This is a genomic window from Sphingomonas sp. GW821-FHT04B01 (genome assembly GCF_059420425.1).
The window spans coordinates 26,498-52,155 of record NZ_JBWKTR010000012.1; the positions used below are offsets into that span (position 1 = coordinate 26,498).

At 68.8% G+C, this 25,658-nt stretch carries 20 protein-coding genes; 9 read left to right on the forward strand and 11 right to left on the reverse strand.

Features of this window, described 5'->3' with window-relative positions; genetic code table 11:
* Positions 1 to 367: 367 nt before the first annotated feature.
* The 4 genes from AC07UH_RS19660 to AC07UH_RS19675 all read right to left on the reverse strand — a co-directional run bounded on the left by AC07UH_RS19660 (position 368) and on the right by AC07UH_RS19675 (position 5,437).
* The gene (locus AC07UH_RS19660) at positions 368 to 1,606 is read right to left on the reverse strand and encodes an epoxide hydrolase family protein (protein WP_495181875.1); all 1,239 of its coding nucleotides are present in this window, start codon (positions 1,604 to 1,606) and stop codon (positions 368 to 370) included.
* A 30-nt stretch (positions 1,607 to 1,636) separates the two neighbouring features.
* Positions 1,637 to 3,457, reverse strand: coding sequence for a DUF885 domain-containing protein (locus tag AC07UH_RS19665; RefSeq protein ID WP_495181876.1), 1,821 nt, complete (start codon positions 3,455 to 3,457; stop codon positions 1,637 to 1,639).
* Between the two features lie 160 nt (positions 3,458 to 3,617).
* Positions 3,618 to 4,958, reverse strand: coding sequence for a PQQ-dependent sugar dehydrogenase (locus AC07UH_RS19670; RefSeq protein ID WP_495181877.1), 1,341 nt, complete (start codon positions 4,956 to 4,958; stop codon positions 3,618 to 3,620).
* Positions 4,955 to 5,437, reverse strand: coding sequence for a DUF2231 domain-containing protein (locus AC07UH_RS19675; protein ID WP_495181878.1), 483 nt, complete (start codon positions 5,435 to 5,437; stop codon positions 4,955 to 4,957). The genes AC07UH_RS19670 and AC07UH_RS19675 overlap by 4 nt, the downstream gene beginning before the upstream one ends.
* A gap of 249 nt (positions 5,438 to 5,686) precedes the next feature.
* Between AC07UH_RS19675 and AC07UH_RS19680 the strand changes: the two genes are divergently transcribed.
* The 3 genes from AC07UH_RS19680 (at position 5,687) to AC07UH_RS19690 (ending at position 9,270) form a co-directional block, all read left to right on the forward strand.
* Positions 5,687 to 6,490: a hypothetical protein gene (locus AC07UH_RS19680; protein ID WP_495181879.1), complete on the forward strand. Its 804-nt coding sequence runs from the start codon at positions 5,687 to 5,689 to the stop codon at positions 6,488 to 6,490.
* A gap of 97 nt (positions 6,491 to 6,587) precedes the next feature.
* A complete protein-coding gene (gene rsgA, locus AC07UH_RS19685) occupies positions 6,588 to 7,583 on the forward strand; it encodes a ribosome small subunit-dependent GTPase A (protein WP_495181880.1) in 996 nt (331 codons plus the stop codon).
* A 76-nt stretch (positions 7,584 to 7,659) separates the two neighbouring features.
* Positions 7,660 to 9,270: an FAD-dependent oxidoreductase gene (locus tag AC07UH_RS19690; protein ID WP_495181881.1), complete on the forward strand. Its 1,611-nt coding sequence runs from the start codon at positions 7,660 to 7,662 to the stop codon at positions 9,268 to 9,270.
* 243 nt (positions 9,271 to 9,513) lie between these two features.
* On the opposite strand, the gene AC07UH_RS19695 is transcribed toward AC07UH_RS19690, so the two are convergent.
* From AC07UH_RS19695 to AC07UH_RS19720, 6 genes are all read right to left on the reverse strand, one after another.
* The gene (locus AC07UH_RS19695; RefSeq protein ID WP_495181882.1) at positions 9,514 to 10,512 is read right to left on the reverse strand and encodes an EthD domain-containing protein; all 999 of its coding nucleotides are present in this window, start codon (positions 10,510 to 10,512) and stop codon (positions 9,514 to 9,516) included.
* 38 nt (positions 10,513 to 10,550) lie between these two features.
* Positions 10,551 to 11,414, reverse strand: coding sequence for an NAD(P)-dependent oxidoreductase (locus AC07UH_RS19700; protein WP_495181883.1), 864 nt, complete (start codon positions 11,412 to 11,414; stop codon positions 10,551 to 10,553).
* Positions 11,411 to 12,250, reverse strand: coding sequence for an SDR family NAD(P)-dependent oxidoreductase (locus tag AC07UH_RS19705; RefSeq protein WP_495181884.1), 840 nt, complete (start codon positions 12,248 to 12,250; stop codon positions 11,411 to 11,413). The genes AC07UH_RS19700 and AC07UH_RS19705 overlap by 4 nt, the downstream gene beginning before the upstream one ends.
* Positions 12,247 to 13,233, reverse strand: coding sequence for an aldo/keto reductase (locus AC07UH_RS19710; RefSeq protein WP_495181885.1), 987 nt, complete (start codon positions 13,231 to 13,233; stop codon positions 12,247 to 12,249). The genes AC07UH_RS19705 and AC07UH_RS19710 overlap by 4 nt, the downstream gene beginning before the upstream one ends.
* A 106-nt stretch (positions 13,234 to 13,339) precedes the next feature.
* Positions 13,340 to 15,877 (reverse strand): ATP-binding protein, encoded by a 2,538-nt coding sequence (locus tag AC07UH_RS19715; RefSeq protein ID WP_495181886.1) that lies wholly within the window; start codon positions 15,875 to 15,877, stop codon positions 13,340 to 13,342.
* A gap of 87 nt (positions 15,878 to 15,964) precedes the next feature.
* Positions 15,965 to 17,386, reverse strand: a complete 1,422-nt coding sequence (locus AC07UH_RS19720; RefSeq protein ID WP_495181887.1) for a M20/M25/M40 family metallo-hydrolase — start codon at positions 17,384 to 17,386, stop codon at positions 15,965 to 15,967.
* Positions 17,387 to 17,520: 134 nt separating this feature from the next.
* Here AC07UH_RS19720 and AC07UH_RS19725 point away from each other — a divergent pair, with 134 nt between their 5' ends.
* The 6 genes from AC07UH_RS19725 (at position 17,521) to AC07UH_RS19750 (ending at position 24,885) form a co-directional block, all read left to right on the forward strand.
* Positions 17,521 to 18,510, forward strand: a complete 990-nt coding sequence (locus AC07UH_RS19725; protein WP_495181888.1) for a DUF6607 family protein — start codon at positions 17,521 to 17,523, stop codon at positions 18,508 to 18,510.
* Between the two features lie 196 nt (positions 18,511 to 18,706).
* Positions 18,707 to 19,165: a DUF2721 domain-containing protein gene (locus AC07UH_RS19730; RefSeq protein WP_495181889.1), complete on the forward strand. Its 459-nt coding sequence runs from the start codon at positions 18,707 to 18,709 to the stop codon at positions 19,163 to 19,165.
* Complete coding sequence (locus AC07UH_RS19735; protein WP_495181890.1) at positions 19,162 to 19,722, forward strand: DUF4337 domain-containing protein; 561 nt, start codon at positions 19,162 to 19,164, stop codon at positions 19,720 to 19,722. Before AC07UH_RS19730 ends, AC07UH_RS19735 begins: the two co-directional genes overlap by 4 nt.
* Positions 19,723 to 19,775: 53 nt before the next feature.
* A complete protein-coding gene (locus AC07UH_RS19740; RefSeq protein WP_495181891.1) occupies positions 19,776 to 23,783 on the forward strand; it encodes a Pls/PosA family non-ribosomal peptide synthetase in 4,008 nt (1,335 codons plus the stop codon).
* Positions 23,780 to 24,355 (forward strand): 4'-phosphopantetheinyl transferase family protein, encoded by a 576-nt coding sequence (locus AC07UH_RS19745; RefSeq protein ID WP_495181892.1) that lies wholly within the window; start codon positions 23,780 to 23,782, stop codon positions 24,353 to 24,355. Before AC07UH_RS19740 ends, AC07UH_RS19745 begins: the two co-directional genes overlap by 4 nt.
* Complete coding sequence (locus AC07UH_RS19750) at positions 24,352 to 24,885, forward strand: GNAT family N-acetyltransferase (protein WP_137898968.1); 534 nt, start codon at positions 24,352 to 24,354, stop codon at positions 24,883 to 24,885. Before AC07UH_RS19745 ends, AC07UH_RS19750 begins: the two co-directional genes overlap by 4 nt.
* On the opposite strand, the gene AC07UH_RS19755 is transcribed toward AC07UH_RS19750, so the two are convergent.
* Complete coding sequence (locus tag AC07UH_RS19755) at positions 24,882 to 25,610, reverse strand: ion channel (RefSeq protein WP_495181893.1); 729 nt, start codon at positions 25,608 to 25,610, stop codon at positions 24,882 to 24,884. The genes AC07UH_RS19750 and AC07UH_RS19755 overlap by 4 nt on opposite strands.
* Between the last annotated feature and the right edge of the window lie 48 nt (positions 25,611 to 25,658).

Below are 25,658 nucleotides of genomic sequence, written 5' to 3' on the forward strand. Positions count from 1 at the left end.
CGCTGTTTCACTGTCGGGAACCAAAGGTGCGGTCAGCATTGCCACAGCTCATCTGCGTCGGCGTTCATCAAGGCCGGCAACGCCAAGCCGAAACGTATCGGTAGCAATGACGATACCGCTGCAGTTGTTCAGTGCCCAGTGACATCGAGTCCGAGATGCTGGTCCGGGCGATGCAGTGCAGCATCACTTATTTCGGTGGCCTCGATACGCGGGGTTTTAATCAGAATAGCGTCGATTTGTCATCGAAGCGATCAATCATGACTGCAAATATACTCGATGATGGTCGGTACAAAATAACCGGCAACAGCGTGCAACGTAATGCAAGTGAATACAATACGGTGATGCGCCTAGTTCTGCACAAATATTATCAGCCGATGATGGGTGGCCTTATACATCGAAAGAACGCCTGGATATCAGCGGCTAGCAATTCGGGCTTTTCCAAAGCGGCGAAATGTCCGCCGGTGGGGAGGGGGGTGTAGGTCTGGACATGAAAAACGCGGTCGAGCCAGGAGCGGGGAGGCATCGCGATTTCGTGTGGAAACACCGCGACGGCGAGCGGAGGACGGATCCGCTCGGTCGGGGCAAAGACCAGCGGGCGGCGCCGGTTTTCCTTGTAGAGACGGAGCGACCCGTTGAGATCGTTGCCGAACCAGTAGAGGCAAATGTCGGTGAGAAGATCGTCGAGCGATATGACGCTTTCGAGATCGCCGTTGCAGTCGCTCCACGATCTGAACTTCTCCGTCACCCAGGCGGCCAGTCCGATGGGGGAGTCGGTGAGGGAGAAGGCCAGGGTCTGCGGCTTCGTGCCATGCAGAGCGGCGTAAGCGCCCTCGTCCGCCGACCATGCCGCGACATGATCCAGATACGCTTGCTCGTCGGGCGTGATGGGGGGGGCGTCGTCGCCCAAGGGCGGACGGTAGCTGCCCGGGACGAAGTTGAGATGGATGCCGTGCACGCTGTCCGGGAACAGCCGGGCGAGCCAGGTCGATACGCCGGCGCCGATGTCACCCCCCTGTGCCCCAAACCGATCGTAACCAAGCCGAAGCATGAGCTTTTGCCATAGCATTGCGATCTCCCGCGAACTCACACCCGGTCGCGTGGGCGCAGGCGAAAAGCCGTAACCCGGCAGCGAGGGGACGACGACGTCGAAGGCGTCCGCAGGATCGCCGCCATGCGCGCCGGGATCCGCCAGAAGGGAAATCAGGCGTTCCATCTCGACGAACGACCCCGGCCAGCCATGAGTTACGATGATCGGTAGCGGCGCCGGCCCGACGCCCCGCCGATGAACGAAATGGATCTCTTGATCGTCAATCGTCGTCTTGAACTGCGGCAATTGGTTGAGCCGTCTTTCCTGTGCCCGCCAATCGAACCGGTTCAGCCAGTAATCGGCCAGGCGTCGCATGAACGCCAAGCTTGCGCCGTCGTCCCAACCGTCGGCATCGAACGAGCTGGGCCAGCGCACCGTGCGAAGCCGCTGTGCCAGATCTTCGAGCTCGGCTTCGGGCACGGCAATCGTGAATGGAACGACGGGCATGATGGGCTCCCAAGTAGCGACGACGTTATCGTGTTCGATGCCGCGCGCGACGACGCCGGCGACGCCGCGCATCGCGACGCGACGCCGGTCGTCCGCCTCGACCTATGCGCGACCGCCATTGGCGATGAACGCATCGACCCGCGTTTCGAGCACCTTGAGCGGTAGCGCCCCGGCGAGCAGGATGGCGTCGTGGAAGCGGCCGATCGAAAAGCCCGCGCCGAGGGCAGCCTTCGCCTTCTCGCGCAGACGCAGGATGGTGACCTTGCCGACCATATAGCTGCTCGCCTGGCCGGGGGAGACCGCATAGCGTTCGATCTCCTGCGTCGACAGCGAGATGGGGTCGCCGTCGATGCCGCTGAGCGTCGCGATCGCTTTCTCGCGGCTCCAGCGCTTGGCGTGGATGCCGGTGTCGACGACGAGCCGGCCGGAGCGGAGCAGCGCGTCGTGGATATAGCCGAGCTCCCAGGCCGGCTGGTCCTTGTAGAAGTTCATCTCGTCGGCGAGCTGTTCGGCGTAGAGCGCCCAACCCTCGATATAGGCGCCGAAGAACAGGATCTTGCGGTACAATGGCAGCGCCGATTCACGCTGCAGCGTGAGCTGGAGATGATGGCCGGGGACGCCTTCGTGGAAGGTGGTCGTCGGCATGTCCCAGAACGGCGCCTCCGCCGTGTCGCGCAGGTTGAGCCAGTAGATGCCGGGGCGCGTGCCGTCGAGGCTTCCTTCCGTATAATGGGTCGAGGAAGCCGCCTCGGTCGCCGCGGGGATGCGGCGGATCTCGAGCGGCGTCTTGGGCAGCGTCGCGAAATAGGACGGCAGCCGCCGTTGCATCGCCTGCACCAGCGTATTGAGGTCGGCGATCTCCTTGGCCTTGCCGGCGTCGGTGTTGGGATAGAGGTAGCGCGGGTCCTTGAAGAGGCCGGCGTAGCGCTCCGCGACGGTGCCCTTGGTCATGCCGAGCTTGCCGAACAGCGTGTCGGCGCGCGCGCTGAGTTCCCGCGTGACGTCGAGCCCCATCTGATGGACCGCATCGGGCGACAGATCGCTCGTCGTCGCGGCGCGCAGCGATGCGGCATAATAAGCGTCGCCATCGGGCAGCCGCCAGACCCCCGCATCGTGCACCGCCTTCGCGCGCAGCGTCGTGAGCAGCGCCATCTGCCGGTCGAGCGCGGGGACGACGCTTTTGTCGTAGATCGCACTGGCGCGGGCCTGCCAGTCGCCGGCGATCCCCTTCGCCTGCGCGCGGGTCGCGAGCGAGGTGACGAGCGTCGAGGATGCGGCGGGCTGGCGCAGCACCTTCATCTGCGCCAGCGCACCATCGATCGCGAAATCGGGCGGGACGACGCCAAGCCCGGCATCGTGGCGGACGCGCTCGATCTCCTGATCCATGACGACGGCGAAGGCGTCGAGGCGGGACAGATAGGCCTCGCAGTCCGCCGCGGTCGCGATCGTATGCTGGCTGTCGAGGAAGTCGGGCGTACCCGAATATGCGCCGCTCAATTGCGACAGGACATAAGGGCTGCCGGCACCGGTGCCGCCATAAGCGAAGCGGCGATCCGCGGCGTCGGTCGCTTCGGTGTCGTAGAGGACGGCATCGTAGTTGATCGCCGCCGGGGCGCTCAATTGCGTGCGATCGATGCGGCGGAGCTGGCCGAGCTGCTCCGTCACCACGCGCTTGCGCCGCGCGAGGGCGGCCGGCGACGCGTCGTCGAGCCGGCGCTTCGCCGCCGCCCGCGTGCCGGTATCGACGCCGAGCGACGTCGCCAGCGTCGGACTTTCGTCGAGCGCGGTCTGGTAGAATTGGTCGAGCAGGTGCGTCAATGCCGCATCGGCTGGACCGGCCGCTGTGGTCGCCGCAGCGGAGGCACCGCGCGACAAGGCCAGCGTCGCAGCGGAGCCCAGACAGAACAGACGGCGATCGATCATCCGTGTTTTCCTTTTCGGCGCAACAGCTTCGGCCAGACTGCCGGGCGCATTGCCGGTGCCGCTATATCGAGCGGATCCGGGATGCGACAGCCACGCGACACCATGCCGTCAGTGCGGCAATGCGGGTTGGCATCGGCTCGGCCGGCCGCGCGTCACCTGTTCAGCGCGGAGCGGATACCCGCCACACGACATTGCCGGCGTCGTCGGCGACGAGCACGGCCCCAGTGCGGTCGACGGTCACGCCGACCGGGCGGCCGCGCACCTTGCTGCCGTCCGCGGTCAGGAAGCCGGACAGAAAGTCCTGCGGTTTGGCGGAGGGACGGGCGTTCGTGAACGGGACGAAGATCACCTTATAGCCGTTAAGCTCGTCGCGGTCCCAACTGCCGTGTTCGCCGATCAATGCGCCGCCGCGATATTTCGCGGGCAGGCTGCTGCCGGTGTAGAAGGTGAGGCCGAGCGCGGCGACATGGCTGCTTAAGGCGTAATCGGGCGGGATCGCGCGCGCGACGAGATCGGGACGCTGCGGCATGACGCGGGGATCGACGTGCTGGCCATAGTAACTATACGGCCAGCCGTAGAAGCCGCCTTCGCGCACCGAGGTCAGATAGTCGGGGACGAGGTTCGGCCCCAGTTCGTCCCGCTCGTTGGCGACGACCCACAAGGTGTTGGTGCCGGGATAGAAATTGGGGCTGTTCGGATTGCGCAATCCGGATGCGAACACCCGCGACCGGCCGGTCGCACGATCGATCTCCCAGACCGCGGCGCGGTTCTTCTCCGCCTCCATGCCGTTTTCGGTAATGTTGCTGTTCGACCCCACCGTTGCGTACAGCAGCGTGCCGTCGGGGCTGAGCGTCAGGCTCTTCGTCCAATGATGGTCGATCGGGCCGCCCGGCAATTCGGTCAGGCGCACCGGCGCCGCGGTGATCCGCGTCTGGCCGAGCGCATAGGAATAGCGCAGCACCGCGTCGGTCGCCGCGACGTACAGATAGCCGTCGGCGAAGACGACGCCGAACGGCGAGTTGAGATGACCGAGCAGGACGGTGCGCAATTCGGGGACGCCGTCACCGTCGGCATCGCGGAGCAGGGTGATCTGGTTGGTCGCGCCCTTGGGCTTGGCGCCGCTCTGGCCGGTGGCGCGCTTCTGCACCCAGGATACGATCGGGTTCTTCGGACGGGTGATCGGATCGAGATTGGGTCCCTGCGATTCGACGACGAGCACGTCGCCATTGGGCAGCGCGAGCATGTTACGCGGGTGGTTGAGATCGCGCGCCAATGCCTGCACGCGCAGGCCGGCCGGCGCGGTGGGCGTCTCGTTCGCGCCCCAGCCGACGACTTCGGCGACATGGATCGGCGGTACCAGATATTGCTGCGGCGCGGGCAGGACCGGATCGGGACCGATCTGGCTGTTGCGATCGAACTTGGCGCCGCCGTCGTTACAGCCGGCGAGCGCCAGCACCAGCGCGGAGGCGGGGCCGGCGAGGATCGTACGGGCGGCGGTCACGACCGGACCCCGACGCGATGCTTGTAGACGAGCGACCCGCCGAGCCAGGCGCTGATGCCGAGCAACAGCACCGAGATCACCGACAGCGTCAGTCCGGTCGGCACCACGCTGGTCCAGCCGTCGCGGCTGTGGACGAAGGCGTTGACGATCTCGATCACCAAGACGCTGAGATTGATGATCATATGCGGGGTCGCCGGGCGTGCCGCACGGACGCGGCGATCGCCGGCGTAATCGGTGATCCCGGTCAGCGCGGCGAGGCCGCCCATCACCAGTCCGGCGGTGATCAGCCAGATCGAGAAATTGCTCCACTGGACGTTGGCCGAACCGAGATAGGCGAGATCGGTGATCAACGCGCCGATGAAGCAGACGATCGGGAACGGCACCAGCATGGGATGCAGGGGGTGACCGAACAGCTTCGCCGTCGATCGCGGATTGCCCTCGTCGCGCGCGGCGCGATCTGACGGTGTATTGGCGCTCATCAGGCTACAGCGCAACGCACGACGATCCGTTCCCGGCCGGCAAAGATATGGGCAAGCTATTCTGCCGTATAAACGTCGATCAAGATTGTCCGGGGCAGGGGGCGACTGGCCGGATTATTTGCCGGTGACGCAACGGACCCCGATCCTGCCAGTTACCAGCCGATGATGAGACCGATTTTCCGAAGAGCAAGCCGCTGTGCCTGGATCGTTTGCGCCGGGCTGACGAGTGCAGCCGCGAGCGCGCAATCGGTGCCGACGATCGATACCGAAGATGCCACGTTGGGCAGCGCCGACGTGGGCGACGGCTGGATCCACCCGATGTTTTCCGTCGATGCGCGCAACGGCGATTTCGCGCGCGGCAATTACGATGACGATCGCGCCGATCTCGCCCGTCTGCCCGTCCATGCGCAGGTCGGCGCGGCGATCGATCTGTCGCGCGGCGCCGACGGCAAGACGACGAGTTGGCTGGTGCTGCGTTCCTCCAACGGCTTTCACGCGCCGAACCGAAGCGAGACGCGCACGCCGCGCGCCTGGTATGAGAGCAACAACCTCGCCGCTGTGGTCTTCGCACCGCTGAAGGGGCTGCGGACTGCCGCGGTCTATACGATCAAGACCAGCCCCAACCACGTATCGGGCACGACGCACGAGGCCAGTGTCTCGCTGGCCTATGCCGGCAAGGACGGCTTCGGCAGCATCTCGCCGACCTTCGTCGTCACGACGCGGACCAAGGGGGATGGCGGCGTCTATGCGCAGGCGGCGATCGAACCCGGCGTCGATCTCGGCAAAAGCGAACGCGCGCCGCGGTTCAGTGTGCCGCTCGCGGTCGGGACGGGCTGGCGCGGCTTCTACGGTGCGCAGAGCGGCGACCGCCTGTTCGGCAGCGCCGGGGCGGCGCTGGAGGCGCCGTTCCTGCTCGGCACGACGCACGGCACGATGCGCTGGGAGGCGCTGGCGCTGGTCCGCGACGATCGCCTCGCCGCGCTCAGCGCGCCGGACGGCGAGACCGGGACGGTGATCCCGCTGGTGACCTGGTCGCTGTCGGTGGCCTATTGATCGCGCGGGCGCGGCGACGAAGGCGCATGACGGTCCGGGCAGGATCGTGCATGATCGATGCGGGGCCCGCGCCGGGAAGGATGCTGCTGCAAACGTTATGAATGCGACCGATCAGACATTGCGCGAGCTCGGCTGGGACGATCATTTCGCCGGCCAGCTCTCGGCCGCGGAGGCGACGCAGACCCATGCGGTGCGGGTGATGGCGGTGCATCGCGGTCAGGTCGAAGTCGTCGGCGCGGGCGTCGACAGGCTCGTCTCTCCCTACGTGCAGGGCGCCAGACCGACCGACGATCATCCGACCGTCGGCGACTGGCTGCTGATCGCCGACGACACGCTGCTGCCCGTCCGCGTGCTCGCGCGCAAGAATCTGTTCAAGCGGCGCGCGCCGGGCGATGGCCGCAAGGAGCAGATGATCGCGGCCAACGTCGACACCGTCTTCATCGTCGCCTCGTGCAACCAGGATTTCAGCGTCGCGCGGCTGGAGCGCTATCTCGTCCTCGCCCGCGACGTCGGGGTGGAGGCGGTCGTGGTGCTCACCAAGATCGACCTGACCGAGACGGTGGCCGATTTCGTCCAGGCGATCCGCGCGATCGAACCCGATCTGGCGATCGAGACGGTCGACGGACGCGTGCCGGCGCAGGTCGCGCGGCTGGCGGCGTGGTGCGGGATCGGCCGGACGGTGGCGTTCCTCGGCTCGTCGGGCGTCGGCAAGTCGACCCTGGTCAACAGCCTGCGCGGGTCGGACAGCATCGCCACTCAGGCGGTCCGTGCGCATGACGACACCGGCCGCCACACGACGACGGTGCGGCGGATGCACCGGCTCGACCATGGCGGCTGGCTGCTCGACCTGCCCGGCATGCGCGAGCTGCAATTGTCGGAGGCGGCGGAGGGCATCGCCGAGGTGTTCGACGATTTCGCGCTGGCCGCGGCGGATTGCCGCTTCTCCAATTGCGCGCACGGCAACGAGCCGGGATGCGCGGTGCGGGCGGCGATCGCGGCGGGCACGCTGACCCGTGAGCGGTTCGACCGCTGGCGCCTGCTCGCCGCCGCCGAGAGCGCCAATGCGGCGCCGGTCTACAAGCGACGGCGCTGACGCGCGAGCCTGCGCCGACGGCGTTGCGGTGGCGGGCGGGCGCCTTTAGCTTGGGGCGCGATTGGGGAATGGGTCGATGGAAACGATTGGACGCGATCTCAACGAGATGCAGCGCATTCCGTTGGAGCCGGGCCATGTCCGCGCGATCCGCGCGACCGGCACCGAGCGTCGCTACCGCAAGGGTGAGCTGCTCGCCACGATCGGCGATCCGGCGGACCGGTTCGTCTATGTCGAGGCGGGCGAGATCGAGGTGGTCGATCCGTTCACCGGCGACCGGCTGGTGCCCTCGACGCTGGGGCCGACGCAGTTCATGGCGGAGATCTCGCTGCTGTCGGGGGGCAGCTGGTCGATGACGATGCGCGCGGCCGCCGATACCCGCGTCGTCGAGGTGCCGCGCGAGGACATGCTGCGGCTGATGGCCGAGATCCCCGAAATGTCCGACATCGTCATCACCGTGCTGGCGGCGCGGCGCCGGCGGCAGCTCGACGGGGGGACGGGCATGCTCGTGCTGGTCGGCGAGGAGGTCGATCGCGACGTCAGGCGGGTGGCGGAGTTCGCCGCGCGCAACCGCATGCCCTACCGCTCCTATCCGCTCGGCAGCGCGGATGCCGCGCGGGTGGCGGTGAGCTGCGGGACGCCCGCCGACACGCCGGTGGTGCTCTACGGGCGCGACCTGATCGTCACCGAGCCGACGCCGGAGAAGGTCGCGCGGCTGCTCGGGCTGGACCGCGACCTGCCCGAGCATGAGGCGTTCGACCTGCTGATCGTCGGCGCCGGCCCGGCCGGCGTCGCGGCGGCGGTCTATGCCGGTGCGGAAGGGCTGCGCGCGCTCGTCGTCGACGAATGCGCGATCGGCGGGCAGGCGGGCACGTCGAGCCGGATCGAGAATTACATGGGGTTCCCAACCGGGATCTCCGGCGCCGATCTGGTCTGGCGCGGCGAGGTGCAGGCGATGAAGTTCGGCACGCGCTTCGTGATGCCGCGGCGGGTCGCGACGCTGGAAGCGTTGCCCGACGCGCAGTTCTGCGCGACCTTCGCCAATGGCGAGCGGGTGCGCGCCATGGCGGTGGTGGTCGCGACCGGGGTGCAATACCGCCGGCTGCCGCTCGACCGGCTCGCCGACCTCGAGGGCGCCGGCGTCTATTATGCCGCGACCGAGACCGAGGCACGCTACTGCCGCGAGGCGGAGGTGGTGGTGATCGGCGGCGGCAATTCGGCCGGGCAGGCGGCGATGTTCCTCAGCCGCAGCGCGCGGCATGTGCGGCTGCTGGTGCGCGGCGACAGTCTCGCGACGTCGATGTCGGACTATCTGTCGAGCCGGCTGCAGGCCGATCCGGCGATTACGATCGAATATGGCGCGCATGTCGCCGCCTTGCACGGCGACGACCGGCTGGAGGCGGTGACGATCCGCGACAAGGCCGGCGACCGGCGGCTGGAGACCTGCGCGATGTTCGTGATGGTCGGCGCGGCGCCCAACACCGGCTGGCTGGCGGAGCTGGTCGCGCTCGACGACAAGGGCTTCGTGCTGACCGGCGCGGACGCCGGCGCCGCCTCGCCCTACGCCACGTCGCGCCACGGCATCTACGCCGTCGGCGACGTGCGCGCAGGATCGGTCAAGCGGGTCGCCTCGTCGGTCGGCGAAGGCTCGGTCGTCATCTCCAAGGTATGGGACTACGTCCGTCGCTGATCCGCTGCGGGGGAGGGCTATCGCATATGGCGGCGGTAGTGAGGCTCGATCGGTTCCCTCCTCAGGCCCGTCACCCCGGACTGGTTCCGGGGTCCACCGGGCCGCAAGAGAACGGCACCATCTCAAGCCTGTCTCCTCGCCGCGGAGTGGACCCCGGAACTAGTCCGGGGTGACGGGGTGAGCTTGGAATGCGGGGGACCAATATGAACGTCGATATCCATATTTCCGCTCGCCGGTGGCGGGTCAGAATTCTGTGGCGCGCTCCGGGTGGAGGCGGTTGATGACGCTGTAGTTGATCGCCGTCCAATATTCCGAGCCTTCGCCGAGCAGATCGGCCTCCGCCGCGGCGATCGTCGCGCCATCCTTGCTCGCCAGAAAATCCTCGACATCGTTCATCGAGGCGAAGGCGAAGATCGACACCGCATCGATCTTGCTGCCCTCCGGGTCCTTCTGCGTCGAGCCGATGTTATGGAGCTGCGCATAGCGGCGGACGAATTCGCCCGTCGCCGGCTGCGCCATCACCAGCCGCGCATGCTCGCGCAGCAGCCGCTCCTGGAACGCCTCGCGCGACAGATCGGGGCGGCGCATGTGGATCTTGACCAGGCTGACCGCGTCGCGATGCCGTTCGCTGGGGATCAGGATATATTCGCGGGTGATCTCGCGCGTCACCATGCGGAAGGCGGTCTGTTCGTCGGCGATGATCCGCTTGGCGAATTTGTCCTGATCGAGCGTGCGCGCGATGTCGGCTTCCTCGGCATAAGCGATATAGGCGAGGCCGTCCCAGCGCGGGCGGACGAAGGCAGGCACCCGCTGCCAGGGATCGGCGGGCAGCAGACCGTGCTCGTCGATCATCGCGCGATAGGGCGGCGGGAAGGCGGAGGAGGGGCCGCTCGCGACGCGGTGGATCTGGTCGTAGCGCACGACGCGCTCCGACGAACTGCCCGGCTCGTCCCAGGCGAATTTCGGGCCGTGGACCTTGCGCCAATATTCGTCCCAATGTTCGAACGCGAGATTGGGGTCGCTCTCCAGCGCCAGCGCATGCGGGCGCCAATTGGGCACATGCACCTCATGCCCGTGCCGGCTCTTCGCCGAGCCCGAATCCTGCGGACGGTCGCCGCGGGCGGTATCGTCGACGCGGCTGACGAAGGTCGGGGTGACGATCAGCGGCTTGCCGGTCGGCGCATGCGTCTGGCCCAGGGGTGGGCGGTGCAGCCCGTCGCTACGGTCGAAATCGATGGACATGAACGTCTCCGGATCGGGATCGGGTGAAGGCGGCGGCGTCAGGACAGTCCGGCGCCGCGGCGCACCGCCAGCCCGGCAGCGGCCCAGTCGACGTCCTCGCCTTCGGTGGCGATCGCGCTGCGCAGATGGTCGCGGACGATGCCGAGCAGCGGCATCGGCACGCGCGACGCGGTCGCCGCGGCATCGACCAGCCCCATGTCCTTGAGGCCGAGCGGCGCGGTGAAGCCGGCGGGGCGGAAGCGATCCTCGACGAGGAAGTCGCCATAGGTCTTGTAGATCGGCGCATCGAACAGCGTGCCGGTCAGCACGTCGAGCAGGGTGCGGCGATCGACGCCGCCCTTGTCGGCCAGCGTCATCGCCTCCGCCATCGCCTCGACCGCGGCCATGATCATGAAGTTGCCGGAGAGTTTGACGAGATTGGCAGCAGATGGCGTATCGCCGACGCGAAAGGTGCGCTGGCCGATCACCTCGAACAAGGGCGCGCAGCGGTCGAGATGCGCCGTCGCGCCGGCCGCGACGACGAACAAGTGCGCGGCCTCGGCGGCGGCGGGGCGGCCGAAGACGGGCGCCGAGACGAAGCCGCCGGCGCCCGGCTCCGCGGCGAGCCGCTCGGCCATCGCGACGCCGATCGTACTGTGCGAGACGTGCAGCGCCGGGCCGCCGGCGATGCCGTCGGGACCGAAGGTCACCGCCGCCAGCGCATGGTCGTCGGCGAGCATCGACATCACGACCTCGCCCTGCGCCGCCTCGACCGGGCTGGCGGCCAGCCTCGCGCCCGCGGCGACCAGCGGCCCGGCCTTGTCGGGGGAGCGGTTCCACACCGTGACCTGATGCCCGGCGGTGACGAGATTCTGCGCCATGGCGGCGCCCATCCGGCCCAGTCCGATGAAACCGACCTTCATCGTCCGTCCTCCATATAGGCCGCGAAGGCCGCGGCATGATCGGGGTGCCAGCGCGACAGCGCCGGGCGGTTCTCGATCAGGTCACCCGCCGCCCAGGCGATCCGGCGCCGGTCCTGTTCGGGCGTCGTCTCATTGTCCGGGCAGATTAGGTAGAAATCGCCGGCGGCGATGCCGGCCATCATGAAGTCCACCACCTGATCGGGCGACCAGGCGCCGGGCGGCTGGTCGCCGCGGCCGCGCGCGGTCATGCCGGTCCAGGTGAAGCCGGGCACGAGCAGATGCGCGGCGACGCGGTCGCCCGTCTGCGTGCGCAACGTATGCGCGAGGCCTTCGGTCAGCGCCTTCACCGCCGCTTTGCTGACGTTGTAGGCGGTGTCGCCCGGCGGCTGGGTGATGCCCTGTTTCGAGCCGGTGTTGATCACCAGCGCCGGCCCGCCGTGTGCGATCATCGCCGGGACGAATGCCTGCACGCCGTTGAGCACGCCGAACAGATTGACGCCGAGCAGCCGGTCCCAGCCGCCGCGGTCGGATAGCGCATCGCCGCCGCCGCCGACCCCGGCATTGTTCATCAGCACCGACACCGCGCCGAACCGCGCGGCGACGTCCGCCGCCAGTGCCTCGACCGCCTGCCGATCGGATACGTCGCAGGCGATGCCGACCGTATCGCCGGGGATGGTCGCCACCGCCGCGTCGAGCGCACCCCGTTCGCGATCGACGAGGCATGTCCGCATGCCCTCGCGGGCGAAGCGCCGCGCGGCGGCGAGGCCGATCCCGCCCGCCGCGCCGGTAACCACCGCGACCGTTCCGGGTGCGAAGGCGTCTGCCGCGGCGCTCATCGGCCGAGCGACGCCATCTGCGGCGCGGCATAGCGCGTGCCGGTCGCCGCGCCCGGCGGCAGGATGCGGTCGATCCGCGCGCGGTCGTCGTCGGTCAGCGTCACGTCGAGCGCGCCGATGTTGTCTTCCAGATAGCGGCGGCGCTTGGTGCCGGGGATCGGCACGATATCGTCGCCCTGCGCCAGCACCCATGCGAGCGCGAGCTGCGCGGCGGTGCAGCCCTTCTCCTGCGCCATCGTCTCGATCTCCGTCACCAGCGCGAGGTTGCTGGCGAAGGCGTCGCCCTGAAAGCGGGGATTGTCGCGGCGGTAGTCGTCGGCGGGGATATCCTCGGGGCGGCGGAACTGGCCGGTCAGGAAGCCGCGGCCGAGCGGGCTGTACGGGACGAAGCCGATGCCGAGCTCGCGCACCGTCGGCAGGATCGCCTCCTCGGGATCGCGCGTCCACAGCGAATATTCGGTCTGCAAGGCGGTGATCGGATGCACCGCATGCGCGCGGCGGATCGTCTCGGGCGCGGCCTCCGACAGGCCGAGATACTTGACCTTGCCCACGCTCACCAGTTCGGCCATCGCGCCGACCGTCTCCTCGATCGGCACGTCGGGATCGACGCGGTGCTGGTAATAGAGGTCGATCACGTCCAGCCCGGTGCGCTGCAGGCTCGCGTCGCACGCCTGACGAACATAATCGGGGCGGCCGCTGATTCCCTGGAAGCTGCCGTCGGCGCCGCGGACGTTGCCGAATTTGGTCGCGACCACGACCCATTCGCGCCGTTCGCGGACGACCCGGCCGACCAGTTCCTCGTTGCGGCCGACGCCGTACATGTCGGCGGTGTCGAGGAAGGTGAGGCCGAGGTCGATCGCGCGGTGGATCGTCGCCGCCGATTCCTCGTCGTCGCGACCGGCGTAGAATTCGGACATGCCCATGCAGCCGAGGCCGAGGGCGGAGACTTCGAGCCCTTGCGAGCCGAGCTTGCGCATTTCCATTGCCGAACATCCTAACCGGGGGAGCCCCCACAGCGGATGAGGCGCGGCCATGTTCCCCGCGTCATGCGATCGGGCGCACGCGCCGTCGCAACGCGCGACCGCCGGGTCAGCCGCCGAGCGCGGAGGCGGTCAGCGCCGACAGGCTGGCGGCCAGTTCGGCGTTGCGGAACGGCTTGGTCAGGCGGGGAATGGCGGCATCGATCCCGTCCTCCTCGGCATAGCCCGAGACGATCAGTACCGGCAGGCCGGGATGGCTGTGCCTGAGCGCGCGCGCGAGCTGCGCGCCGCTCATCCCCGACATCAGATGATCGGTGACGACGATGTCGGGCGTCAGGCCGGCATCGAGCAACTGCAACGCCTCCTCGGCGGAGGCGGCTTCGACCACCACATAGCTCATGTCGGCGAGCATGTCGGCGGTACTCAGCCGGACCAGCTCCTCGTCGTCGATCAGCAGCGCGGTTCCCAGGCCCTGGGCGGCGGGAAGGAACTCAGCGGACGCATCCTCCCGGTTGACCGCGATCGCGCTGATCGGCAGCCACAGGCTCATCGTCGTGCCCTGACCCGGCGCGCTTTCGATGGTCAGCCCGCCGCCGAGCTGCGCGGCGAGGCCGTGGACCATCGACAGCCCAAGGCCGGTGCCCTTGCCGACGCCCTTGGTCGAGAAGAACGGCTCGATCGCGCGCCGCTGCGTCTCGGCATCCATGCCGACGCCGGTATCGCGGACGCTGAGCCGCACGTAATGGCCGCGCGCCAGCCCGCGCACGTCGCGCTCGCGCACGCTTTCCCGCCGCGCGGAAATGGTCAGTGCGCCGCCGTCGGGCATCGCATCGCGCGCATTCACCGCAAGGTTGAGCAGGGCCATTTCGAGCTGGTTCAGATCGGCCTTGGCCGGCGGCAGATCGGCGAGATCGACGCGCACCTCGATCATCGGGCCGAGCGTCGAGCCGATCAGCCCGGTCATGCTGTCGACCACGCGCGCGACGTCGACCGCGGTCGGCTGCAACGGCTGGCGGCGTGCGAAGGCGAGCAGGCGCTGGACCAGCGTCTTGGCGCGTTCGGCGGATTGCAGCGCGCCGCCGATCAGCCGCTGCTCGCGATCGCTGCCGATGCCCTTGCGGACCAGCATGTCGAGCGACCCGACGATCGGGGTGAGCAGATTGTTGAAATCATGGGCGACGCCGCCGGTCAGGCTGCCCATCGCCTCCATCTTCTGGCTCTGCCGCAGCGCCTCGCGCGCGACCTCGAGATCCGCCTCGCGCGCCTTGCTGTCGCTGAGATCGCGGCCGACGGCGACGAAATTGACCCCGTCCGCCTCGGGCGCGACGGTCCATTCGATGTCCTTCCAGCCGCCGTCGCGTGTCGCGATGCGGTTCTCGAAGCGGGTCGGTCGCCGCGTCTCGGCCATCCGGCCGATCGCCGCCAGCGTATGCGCCTGATCGTCGGGATGCATGAAGCTGGCATAGCCGCGGGCGAGCAGCTCCGCCTCGGTCCAGCCGAGCAGGCGCGACCAGGCCGGGCTGACCGCCGACATCATCCCGGCGTAATCGGCGCGCGCCAGCATGTCCTGCGACAGGGTCCACAACCGGTCGCGCTCCGCCGAGCGCAGCGCGATCTGCTCCTCGAGCGTCTCGTTGAGGCGGCGCAGGCCTTCCTCGGCGCGGGCGCGCTCGACCGCGGTCTTGACCCGCTCGCCGACCTCCTGGACGAGGCTTTCCTCGGCCGCCGTCCAGACCCGCGGCGTCGCCGACTGGACGGCGAGCAGCCCGACCCGGCCGGTCCCCTCGAACAGGATGACGTCGATGAAGGCGCCGACCTGCCGCTCGGTCAGGCCGGTGCGCGCCTCGACGCCCAGCCGGTGGTCGCTGCCGACGTCGCGCACCACGACCGGCGTGCCGATCCGATAGGCGCCGAGCAGATCGGGACCGAAGGCCTCGAGCGAATGATCGCCGACGATCGAGGCGACGCCGCGCGCATGGTCGCAGGCAACCGTCATCCGGCCGTCGACGATCTCGGCATAGAAGACGCGGCTGGCGTCGAGCCGCTCGCCGAGCCGTTCGGCGGCGAGGCGGGTGATGGCATCGGGTGTGTCGAGCGGACGCAGCGCGTCGGCGAGCGCCAGCAGGAAGGCGGTGCGCCGCTCGCTCGCGACGCGCTCGGTGGTTTCGGCGAGGATGCAGATGACGCCGCCGGGCGTGCCGCTCTCGTCGAGCACCGGCGAATAATCGAGGTCCATCCAGACCTGCTCGGGCCGGCCGTGGCGGTACAGCGTCAGCTCCTGGTCGTGATAGTGGAGCGTGCCGCCGGCGAGCCCGACCTTCATGACGTTGTCGTTGAAGTCGGCGACCTCTGGCCAGCCCAGCCGCACCTCCGAGCCGAGCAGCGCGGGATGGCGGCCGCCGGCGAACGCCGAATAGGCGTCGTTGTAGAGCATGACGCCGGCCTCGCCCCACAGCATCACGATCGGCACCGGCGAGCGCAGCAGGATGGCGGTCGCGGTGCGCAGGCTCTGCGGCCACCGCGCGATCGGTCCGAGCGGCGTCGCCGACCAATCGCGCTCCCCGATCAGCCTGGCGCAGGCGCCGCCGCCGGTCAGGAAGTCGTGCGCGGCGTCGGGGGTGCGGTGCATCGCGGGTAAGGCCGACATCGGGGCGGTAGGATCCTGCAGACTCTCGTGATCGGCCAGACCTTTACCTGCACCCCCGCACGATGGAAGAGACAATGTGGCGCGGGTTCACCCCGCATAGGCCTTGACCAGATCGTACAGATAGTCGCGCCCGCTATAGACCGCCTTGACGATCGCGCGTTCGTTGAGCCCGTGCGCGCCATTGCCGTCGGGATCGCCATAGAGGCCCGGCGGGCCGTAGGAGGGAATGCCGATCGCGCCGAGATAGATGCCGTCGGTCGCGCCGGTCGACATCATCGGCGCGAGCGGCACGCCGGGATAATAACGCGCGAGCAGCCGTTCGGCGGGCTGGACGATCCTGGGATCGAGCGGCGGCGGCACCGCGGCGGGGCCGCGATCGTCGACCTGCTTCACCGTCATCTTCGGGTCGGCGACGACCTTTTCGAGCGCGACGCGGACGCTCTCCGCCGACACGCCGGGGAAGATGCGGCAGTTGACGTTGGCGCCGGCACGCTGCGGCAGCGCGTTATTGGCATGGCCGCCGTCGAGCAGCGTCGCGACGCAGGTCGTGCGCAGCATCGAATGATAGCTTTTGTCGGTATCGACGATCGCGAGCGCCGCTTTGTCGGTCGAGTCGGCGGCGACCCGCGTCATCGCCGCGCCCATCGCGTCGCCGCGCGCCTTGCCGGCGATGCGGAAATAGGCGCGGGTGGTGTCGGTCATCTGCACCGGAAAGTCGTAGTCGCGCACCTTGCCGATCGCATCGGCCAGCTCGTAGATCGCATTGTCGCGCACCGGCGCCGAGCTGTGCCCGCCCGGATTGGTCGCCTCGATCCGGTAATTGACCGCCGCCTTCTCGCCGACGTGGATGTTGGCGATGACCAGATTGCCCTTGCCGTCGGAGCGGCCACCGCCGCCCTCATTGAGCGCGAATTCCGCCGCGATCAGGTCGGGCTTGTTCTGCGCCAGCCATTTGGCGCCGTTGAACGCCCAGCTCGTCTCCTCGCCGCATGTCAGCGCCAGCTTGATCGTGCGCTTGGGGCGATAGCCGTCCTGCTTGAAGCGGATCAGCGTATCGATCCATATCGCGTCCATCGCCTTCATGTCCGACGTGCCGCGGCCGTAGAAATAGCCGTTCTCCTCGACCATCTTATACGGGTCGCGCGTCCAATCCTCGGCCTTGGCGACGACCACGTCGATGTGGCCGAGCAGCAGCATCGGCTTCGCGGTGCGCGACGAACCCGGCAGCACCACGACTAGGCCACCCTCCTTGGGGTGATCCGGCATGGCGAAGCGGGTGATCGCGCTGTCCGTATAGCCTGCGGCCTTCAGCCGCGTCTCGATCTTGTCGGCGAGCGCGGTGCAGCTGCCGGTGGTGATGCTCGTGTCGGTCTCGACGAGTTCCTGATAGAGCGCGCGGAAGCGCTGCTGGTCGGGGCGCAGGGCCGGGGCGGCGGCGGTCTGCGCCGCCGCGGCGATCGGGACGCTCAGCGCGGCGATGGTGAGCACGATCCGGTTGCGCAGCGTCATGACGATCCCCCTGTGTCGATGGCGCCCACTATGCACGATCCCGTTCGCGCTGGAACAGGCAAAGCGATCCCCCGTCCACCTTGCCGGCGCTATTGATTCGCATTAACTGATCCCGATCTAAAAGGGGGAAAGCGATGATCGGTATCGGTGGTCGGCGGAGCAGCCATATCGCGGCAATCGTGGTCGCATTCGCGGCGTGGCCGGATGCCGCCGCGGCGCGGCCTGCGGCGGCGGCGGTGCAGGCGGACTATGGCGACCAGGCCCGCGATCATGCCGCGATCCTGGCGATGGCCGGGACCTTCAAGGTGACGTTCGACATGCGCGAGACGACGCCGCTCGTCGCCGGCTACACGCCCTATCCCGCCAAGATCAGCGGCGGACACGAACTGGTCCGTGCGATCGTCGATACGCCGGATCACGTCGTGCTCCAGCATCTGCTGGTCGTCGCGGACGGCAACGGCAAGACGATGGTGATCAAGCATTGGCGGCAGGACTGGACGTTCCAGCCGGCGCACGTGCTGACCTATGTCGCGCCCGGTCGCTGGACGCTGCGCCCAATGCCCGAGGCGGAACGGCGCGGCGCCTGGTCGCAGACGGTGTGGCAGACCGACGACAGCCCCCGCTATGGCGGCATCGGTCGCTGGCGCTACGACGATGGCGTGACCCGCTGGACCAGCGACGAGACCCGCCGTCCGCTCGCCCGCCGCGATGCGACGCGCGGCGTACCCTACGACCATTATCTCGGCACCAATCGCCATGTCCTGACGCCGAACGGCTGGGTGCACGAGCAGGACAACGCCAAGATCGGCAGCAAGGACGGTCGACCCGCGACCTTCGTCCACGAATATGTCGTCAACAGCTATGTCCCCGCGCGCGATTTCCCCGTCGCGGCGGCGGAGGACTATTGGGCCAAGACCCACGATTATTGGACGATCGTCCGCGCCGAATGGGATGCGGCGATCGCGCGCGACGGCGGGCTGGCGCTCGGCGAGGTCGCCGACAGCGGATCGGTGACGGGTCACCAGCTCATGCTGCTCGCCGACGATATCGTGCACGACGACGCCACCACCGCCGCTGCCAGCGAGGAGGCGCGCGAGCTGATCCGCGGCGCGACGCGGCGCTGATGGTTCATGCCGGAGAAACCGCGACGGCCGCAAAGCGGCGGCGGCAAGAAATCGCCTGCCGACCGGCGTTACGAGCGGGACCAATATAGATCAGGGTCGTTATGTCCGTTATGACGAGGTCGGTGATGACGGGGATGAGGATAGACGCGGTGTCGCGGCGTGATCGACGCGCGGCTTCCGGTCGCGACGGGGTCGCATGGCGATGATGTCGCAGCCGCTGAACAGTGCCGCGCATGTCATCCAGCTCGCCCTCACGCCGATCTTCCTGCTCACCGCGGTCGGATCGTTGCTCAACGTGTTCGCGACGCGGCTCGGGCGGGTGCTCGACCGTATCCACGCGCTGAAGGCGAAGGGGGAGGGCGCGCCGGCCGAACTCGCACGGCTGCGGCTGCGCTCGCAGGTGCTCGACGCGGCGGTGCTCAGCGCGGCGCTGGCGGGTGGCCTCACCTGTTGCGCGGCGGCGACGATCTTCTTCGGCGTGCTGCGCGACACCGGCACCGCGACGGTCTTGTTCGGCCTGTTCGGTGCGGCGCTGGTCGCCGCGATCGCTGCGCTCGCCTGTTTCGCCACCGAGGTCTTTCTGTCGGGGCGGGCGGTGCGCGAGCATATCGACGAGGCCGCAGCCGACGTGGCACGGACGGCGGACCGGCCATGAGCGAAGAGGAATGGGAGGTGCGCGGCGCGCACGAAGATGCGGTCGAGGAACGTGCGCATCACGAACCGCTCGGCCAGAAGATCGCACTGTTCTCGGCGATCCTCGCGACGCTCGGCGCGATCATCAGCTTCCTCGGCGGCCACGAACAGAATGACGCGCTCTATTACAAGAACGAGGCGGTGCTGATGAAGGCGCGCGCGTCCGACAATTGGGCCTATTATCAGGCCGAGGATCTCAAGCGCCATCTCGCCGAGACCAGCGCCGTGCTGGTACCGGCCGCAACGCACGATTATGCCGCGGACGCCGCCCGCTACGCGAGGCGCGGCAAAGCGCTGCGTGCGGCGGCGGAAGCGTATGACCGTCGGTCGGAAGAGGCGGATGCCGAATCCCGGCGCGCGCTGCGCCCGCATACCAAGCTGGCGATCGCGATGACCTTCCTGCAGGTCGGCATCGCGCTCGCCTCGATCAGCGCGCTGACCCGGCGGCGCTGGCTGCTCGGCGGGGCGGGGCTGTTCGCGGCGATCGGCGTCGCGCTCAGCATCTCCGCGTGGTTCTGACACCCGCTACGATCGTAACGAAGGATTGAGACGTTGGGATGCACGCAGATTCTATGACGACTCCCGATATCGCGCCGGCGGATCACACCATCCAGGCGTCGATCGCGCCCGCCCCGGCGCTGCGCCCCGAAGAGCCTTATGCACGCGACGAACTGCTGCACGAACTGTTCGACGCGACCGGCCGGCGCAGCGGCGGCGCGGTTGCGCTGGAGCTGATCGGCGCCAGCGAGGAATATGGCCGCAGCACCAGCTGGAGCTATGACATGCTGGCGCGGCGCAGCCTCGCGCTGGCACAGCGGCTGCGCGCGATGGGCATCGGCCGCGGCGACCGGGTGGTGCTCTGCCTGCCGCGCGGGCTCGACCAATATATGGCGATCCTCGGCGTGCTGCGCGCGGGCGCCGCCTATGTGCCGGTCGACTGGGGATATCCGCAGGACCGGATCGACTATATCATCGAAGACAGCGGTGCCGCGCTGACGCTCACCGTCACCAGCCGCGCCGAGACGATCGCCGGCGCGACGCTGGCGATCGACGCAGAGCTCGGCGACCTCGCCGCCGAGCCGATCGGTCCGCTCGGCCGCGACCAGACCGGCAGCGTGCCGGACGACCTCGCCTATATCATCTATACCTCGGGCACGACCGGGCGGCCGAAGGGGGTGATGATCACCCATGCCAACGCCTGCCATCTCGTCCGCTCGGAAAGTGCGATCCTCGCGCTCGACCCCGCCGACGTCGTGTTCGGCGGGTTCAGCCTCGCCTTCGACATGTCGGTGGAGACGATGTGGAGCGCCTTCTTCGTCGGCGCGCGGCTGCTCGTCGCGACCGAGGCGTTGGCGACCAGCGGCCCCGACGTCGCGATCGCGCTGGCCGAGGCGGGGGCGACGATCTGGCACGTCGTGCCGTCGCTGATCGCTTTGGTCGAGCATCCGGTGCCGACGCTGCGCCTGATCAACATGGGCGGCGAGGCCTGTCCGCCCGACCTGCCGCGGCGGCTCGCCCGGCCGGGGCTGCGGCTGCTCAACACCTACGGCCCGACCGAGACCTCGGTCACCGCGACCTGGACCGAGGTGCAGCCCGGCCAACGCATCACGATCGGCAAGCCGCTGCCCGGCTATACCGCGTGGATCGTCGACGAGGCGTTGCAGCCGGTGCCGGCGGGGCAGGAGGGCGAGCTGGTCATCGGCGGCCCCGGCGTCGGCGTCGGCTACGTCAACCGGCCCGACCTCACCGCCGAGAAGTTCACGATGACGCCGTTCGACACGGTGTCGGGCGGCCCCGAGCGGATCTACCGGTCGGGCGACCTCGTGCGGCTCGACGCAGCGGGCGACATCGACTTCGTCGGCCGCATCGACACGCAGGTGAAGATCCGCGGCTTCCGCGTCGAACTCGCCGAGATCGAGGCGGTGATCGGCGAATGGCCGGGCGTCGCGCAGGTCGTCGTGCACTTGTTCAACGATGACGACGGCGCCGAATTCCTCGCCGCCTTCCTCGTCGCGCGCGCGAACGAGACGATCGATCTCGCCGGGCTGCGCACGCTCGTCGCCGAACGTCTGCCCAATTACATGCGCCCCGCCGCCTATCAGACGCTCGCCGCGCTGCCGACCCTGCCCGCCTCGGGCAAGGTCGACCGCAAGGCGCTGGTCAAGCCGGCGATCACCGTCACCACCGATCGCGCGATCGTCGCAGCCGCGACGCCGATGGAGGAGACGTTGCACCGCGTCTGGGCGGAGGCGTTCGCGCCGCAGCCCGTCTCGGTGCTCGACGATCTGTTCGAGGATCTCGGCGGCCATTCGCTCAAGGCCGCGCGGCTGGTCTCCGCCGCGCGCAAGGTGCCGGGGTTGCAGGGCCTGTCGCTCGAGGACGTCTATGCCGCGCCGACGATCCGCGCGCTGGCGCTGCGCGTCGGCGGCAGCGCGGCGGTCGCGGTGCAGCAGGCGGACAGCTTCCACCATATCGCGGCGTGGAAGCGGCGGCTGTGCGTCGCGGCGCAGACGGTGGCGCTGCTGCCGATCTACACGCTCGCCGGGCTGCAATGGTTCTCGCCCTATATCGCCTATACGCATCTCGCCGGGCGGGTCGACCGGATCAGCGCGCTCGTGCTGAGCGCCCTGTTCTTCACGATCGTGCCGATCGCGTCGATGTTCCTGTCGATCGCGCTCAAATGGCTGATCGTCGGCCGCTTCAAGGCGGGCGATTACCCTTTGTGGGGCTTCCATTATTTCCGCTGGTGGCTGATCCGGCGGATCATCGGCGTCACCGCCACGCCCTATCTGGCGGGCACGCCGATGATCCGCGGCTATTACCGGCTGCTCGGCGCCAGGATCGGCGCGCGCGTCCATATCGGCACCGGAATCATCGATACCGCCGACCTGCTCGACGTCGGCGACGATGCCATCATCAGCGACCAGGCGGTGCTCGCCACCAGTTCGGTCGAGCGCGGGCTGCTGCGCCTCGGCACGGTGACGCTGGCGCCGGGATCGTTCGTCGGGTCGCAGGCGGTGGTCGGGCGCAACGCCACGCTCGGCGAGGATGCGGTGCTTGACGACATGTCGGCGTTGCCGACCGATGCGGTCATCCCGGCGCGGCAGCGCTGGACCGGATCGCCCGCGGCCTTCGCCGGCGACGTCCCGGCGCGGCCGCAGCGGGAAGGGCGCGAACCGCTCGGGCCGCTGCTCGGGCTGCTGCTCGGCGCGTTCATGCTGCCGATCATCGCCATCCTGCCGATCGCGCCGGGCCTCATCGCGCTGATCGAGCTCGACTGGGCAACCACCGGCTACGCCTATGTGCTCGTCTCGCCATTCCTCGCGACGACCTATGTCGTGATGATGTGCGTGCTGACCGTCGCGGCGAAGCGGCTGATCCTCGGCAAGGTCGCGCCCGCCACCTATGCGCTCGATAGCTGGTTCTACGTGCGTTATTGGCTGGTCAAGCAGATCAACGATCTGGCGTTGCGGCTGCTGCACCCGATCTTCGCGACGCTCTACGTCATCCCCTGGTATCGCGCCTTGGGCGTCAAGGTCGGGCGGCGGGCGGAGATCTCCACCGCCAGCGCGATCGTCCCCGACCTCGTTGAGATCGGCGCGGAGAGCTTCATCGCCGATTCCGTCATCTTCGGCGCGGCGCGGATCGGCCACGGCACGATCGAGCTGGCGCACACCCGCATCGGCCGGCGCAGCTTCATCGGCAATTCGGCGTTGCTGCCGAGCGGCGCGCAGATCGGCGACGAGGTGCTGATCGGCGTGCTCTCCAAGCCGCCCGAGGACCCGGCGCTGGTGATGGAGAGCGGCAGCACCTGGTTCGGCTCGCCCGCGTTCAAGCTGCCGGTGCGACAGGTCGCGACGATGTTCGACGAGGGCGCGCGCTTCAACCCGTCGCGCGGCCTGATCGCGACGCGCCTGTCGATCGAGGCGGTGCGCACCACCTTGTCGCTCACCGCCTTCCTCGTCTTCTTCAGCCTGTTGCTGTCGGTGGTCGGCGATCTCGACGATCTCGAACGCGGCGGGCTGGTGATCGGCCTGGCCTTTCCGTTCCTCTACGTCGGCTTCTGCCTCGCCTGCGGCGGCTTCGTGCTGGCGCTGAAATGGCTGGTCGCCGGCCGCTACAAGGCGACCACCGCGCCGCTGTGGAGCACCTTCGTCTGGCGCAGCGAGCTGGTCACCGCGACCTACGAGAATCTCGCGGTCGCCAATCTGCTCGAACCGTTGCGCGGGACGCCGTGGATCGCCGTCTACCTGCGGCTGATGGGGGCGAAGATCGGCAAGCGCTGCTATATCGACACCACTGACCTCACCGAGCACGATCTGGTGACGATCGGCGACGACGTCGCGCTCAATGACTTCGCAGGGCTTCAGACGCATCTGTTCGAGGACCGGGTGATGAAGGTCGGCCCGATCCGCGTCGGCGACCGTGCGACGATCGGGTCGCTGGCGATCGTGCTGTACGATGCGGAGATCGGCGCCGACGCGCAATTGGGCGATCTTTCGGTGGTGATGAAGGGCGAGACCCTGCCCGACGGCACCAATTGGGAGGGCAGCCCCGCACGGATCGCGACCGGCGCATGACGCCGCACTGGCACGACGGGCCACTGGCGGCGCTGGACTGGGACGGGGCGGCGCCGGTGGTGTGGCGCGCCGCGGCGCAGGATGCGGCGGCGCGGCGGGACCTCATGCAGGCTCTGGTGGCGCGGCTGGCGCGGCGGCGCGTCGAGGAGGTGCGGCTGGCGCGCACCGCCGCGGGCGCGCCACGCGTGGCGAGCCCGGCGGGCTGGTACGTCGGCCTGTCGCATCGCGGCACGCACTGCCTGATCGGTGCCGCCACCCGGCCGATCGCGGTCGATCGCGAACTGGTCGATGATGCGCCGCCCCTGTGGGATATGCTGACCGAACGGGAAGGGCGCGCGCTGCGCCGGGTCGACCCGCTCGTGCAGCCGCGTGCCTGGCTGCGCCGCTGGACGATCAAGGAAGCGCACGCCAAGCTGGTCGGCGAACCGCGCCGCATCGCCCCGGAGACGATCGAGACCGAGGTGATCGACCCGGTGCACGCCACCGCCCGCTGCGAGGGCATGTCGCGCTGCTGGACGCGTGACGATGGCGAGGCGATCGAGACGGTCGCGCTGTGGCAGGCGGCGGCATGAGCCGGGTCGCGGTCCGCCGCTACGAGGCCGCGGATCGGGCGGCGGTGCTGGCGATCTTCGACTCCAACCTGCCCGAATATTTCGGGGCCGGCGATCGCGGCTGGCTGGAGGAGACGCTCGACGAGCCCGACGGTCCGGGGTTCGTCGTCACCGTCGACGGCGTCCCGGCGGCGTTCGGCGGCTATGAGATCTGGGACCATTACAACAAGGCGCTGCTCTATTGGGGCATGGCGGCGCGACGCTTCCACCGCTGCGGGCTCGGCCGGCTGCTGCTGTTCGAGCGACTGGCGCACGTCGCACGCTACGCCGAGCCGCCGACCCGCTACGTCACCGTCGATACCTCGCCGCTGGTCGCGCCGTTCTTCCGCCGCTGCGGCTTCGCGCTGACCGCGGTCTGGCCGGAGGGGTATCGTTCCGGTATGGAGATGCACGAGCTGCATTTCGATCTCGCCGCGACGACGATCGACGCGCTCGACGCGCAGCGTCGTGCCGCGCTGGCGGGGGTGGAGGCGGCAGTCGCGCGGCGCTAGCCGCGGTCCTCATGCGCAAGATGCAGCGCGACCAGTCGCGCGAGCAGCGTCGCCGGGAAGAGCTGGCCGATCACCGATTCTAGATTGGCGAGGCTGCGTGCCAATGGCGCCACCGGCACGATGTCGCCGAAGCCGGTGGTGGTGATCGTCGCCAGGCTGAAATAGGTGAAAGCGGCATTCGCGCTGGTGGCACTGTGCGGATCGAAGCCGCTACCGCCGAAGGCGTCCGGCGCATGCATCTGGATCGCGCCATAGGCGATCGCGAACAACGCCGAGACGTTGAGATAGAGCAGCACCGCGCCGCGGATGCGATGCGCGGTCACCCGCCCGGCGGCGAAGACGTGCGGCGCGACCACCGCAGTCACCGCGACATTGAACAGGAAGGCGACCAGCGCGATCGCCTCGTGCTGCTCGGTGGCGTCGAGCTGGAGCGAGGCGGACACCACCCGCCCGAACGCCGGCCATGCGGTCAGCAACGCGATCGACACGATCAGCAGCACCCGCCACAGCCGGTTCCGGGTGAAGACGGTGACGCAGATGAAGGCGAAGGCGAGGTGGCAGGCGTCGAGCAGGCTGCGGCCGGACGACCAGCCCTGCGCCATCGGCACGACCACGAACAATGTGACGCCTTGCAGGACGAGCAGCGCCGACAGGCTGTGATCGATCCGCCGGTCGCGATCCGCCGCCGCGCTCATCGTTGCGGCGTGCGTCGGCTTCGTCGGCATGGTCGCGCATCCTCGTCTCCGGCAGCACCGTCGCGCTAGGCGTGGCAG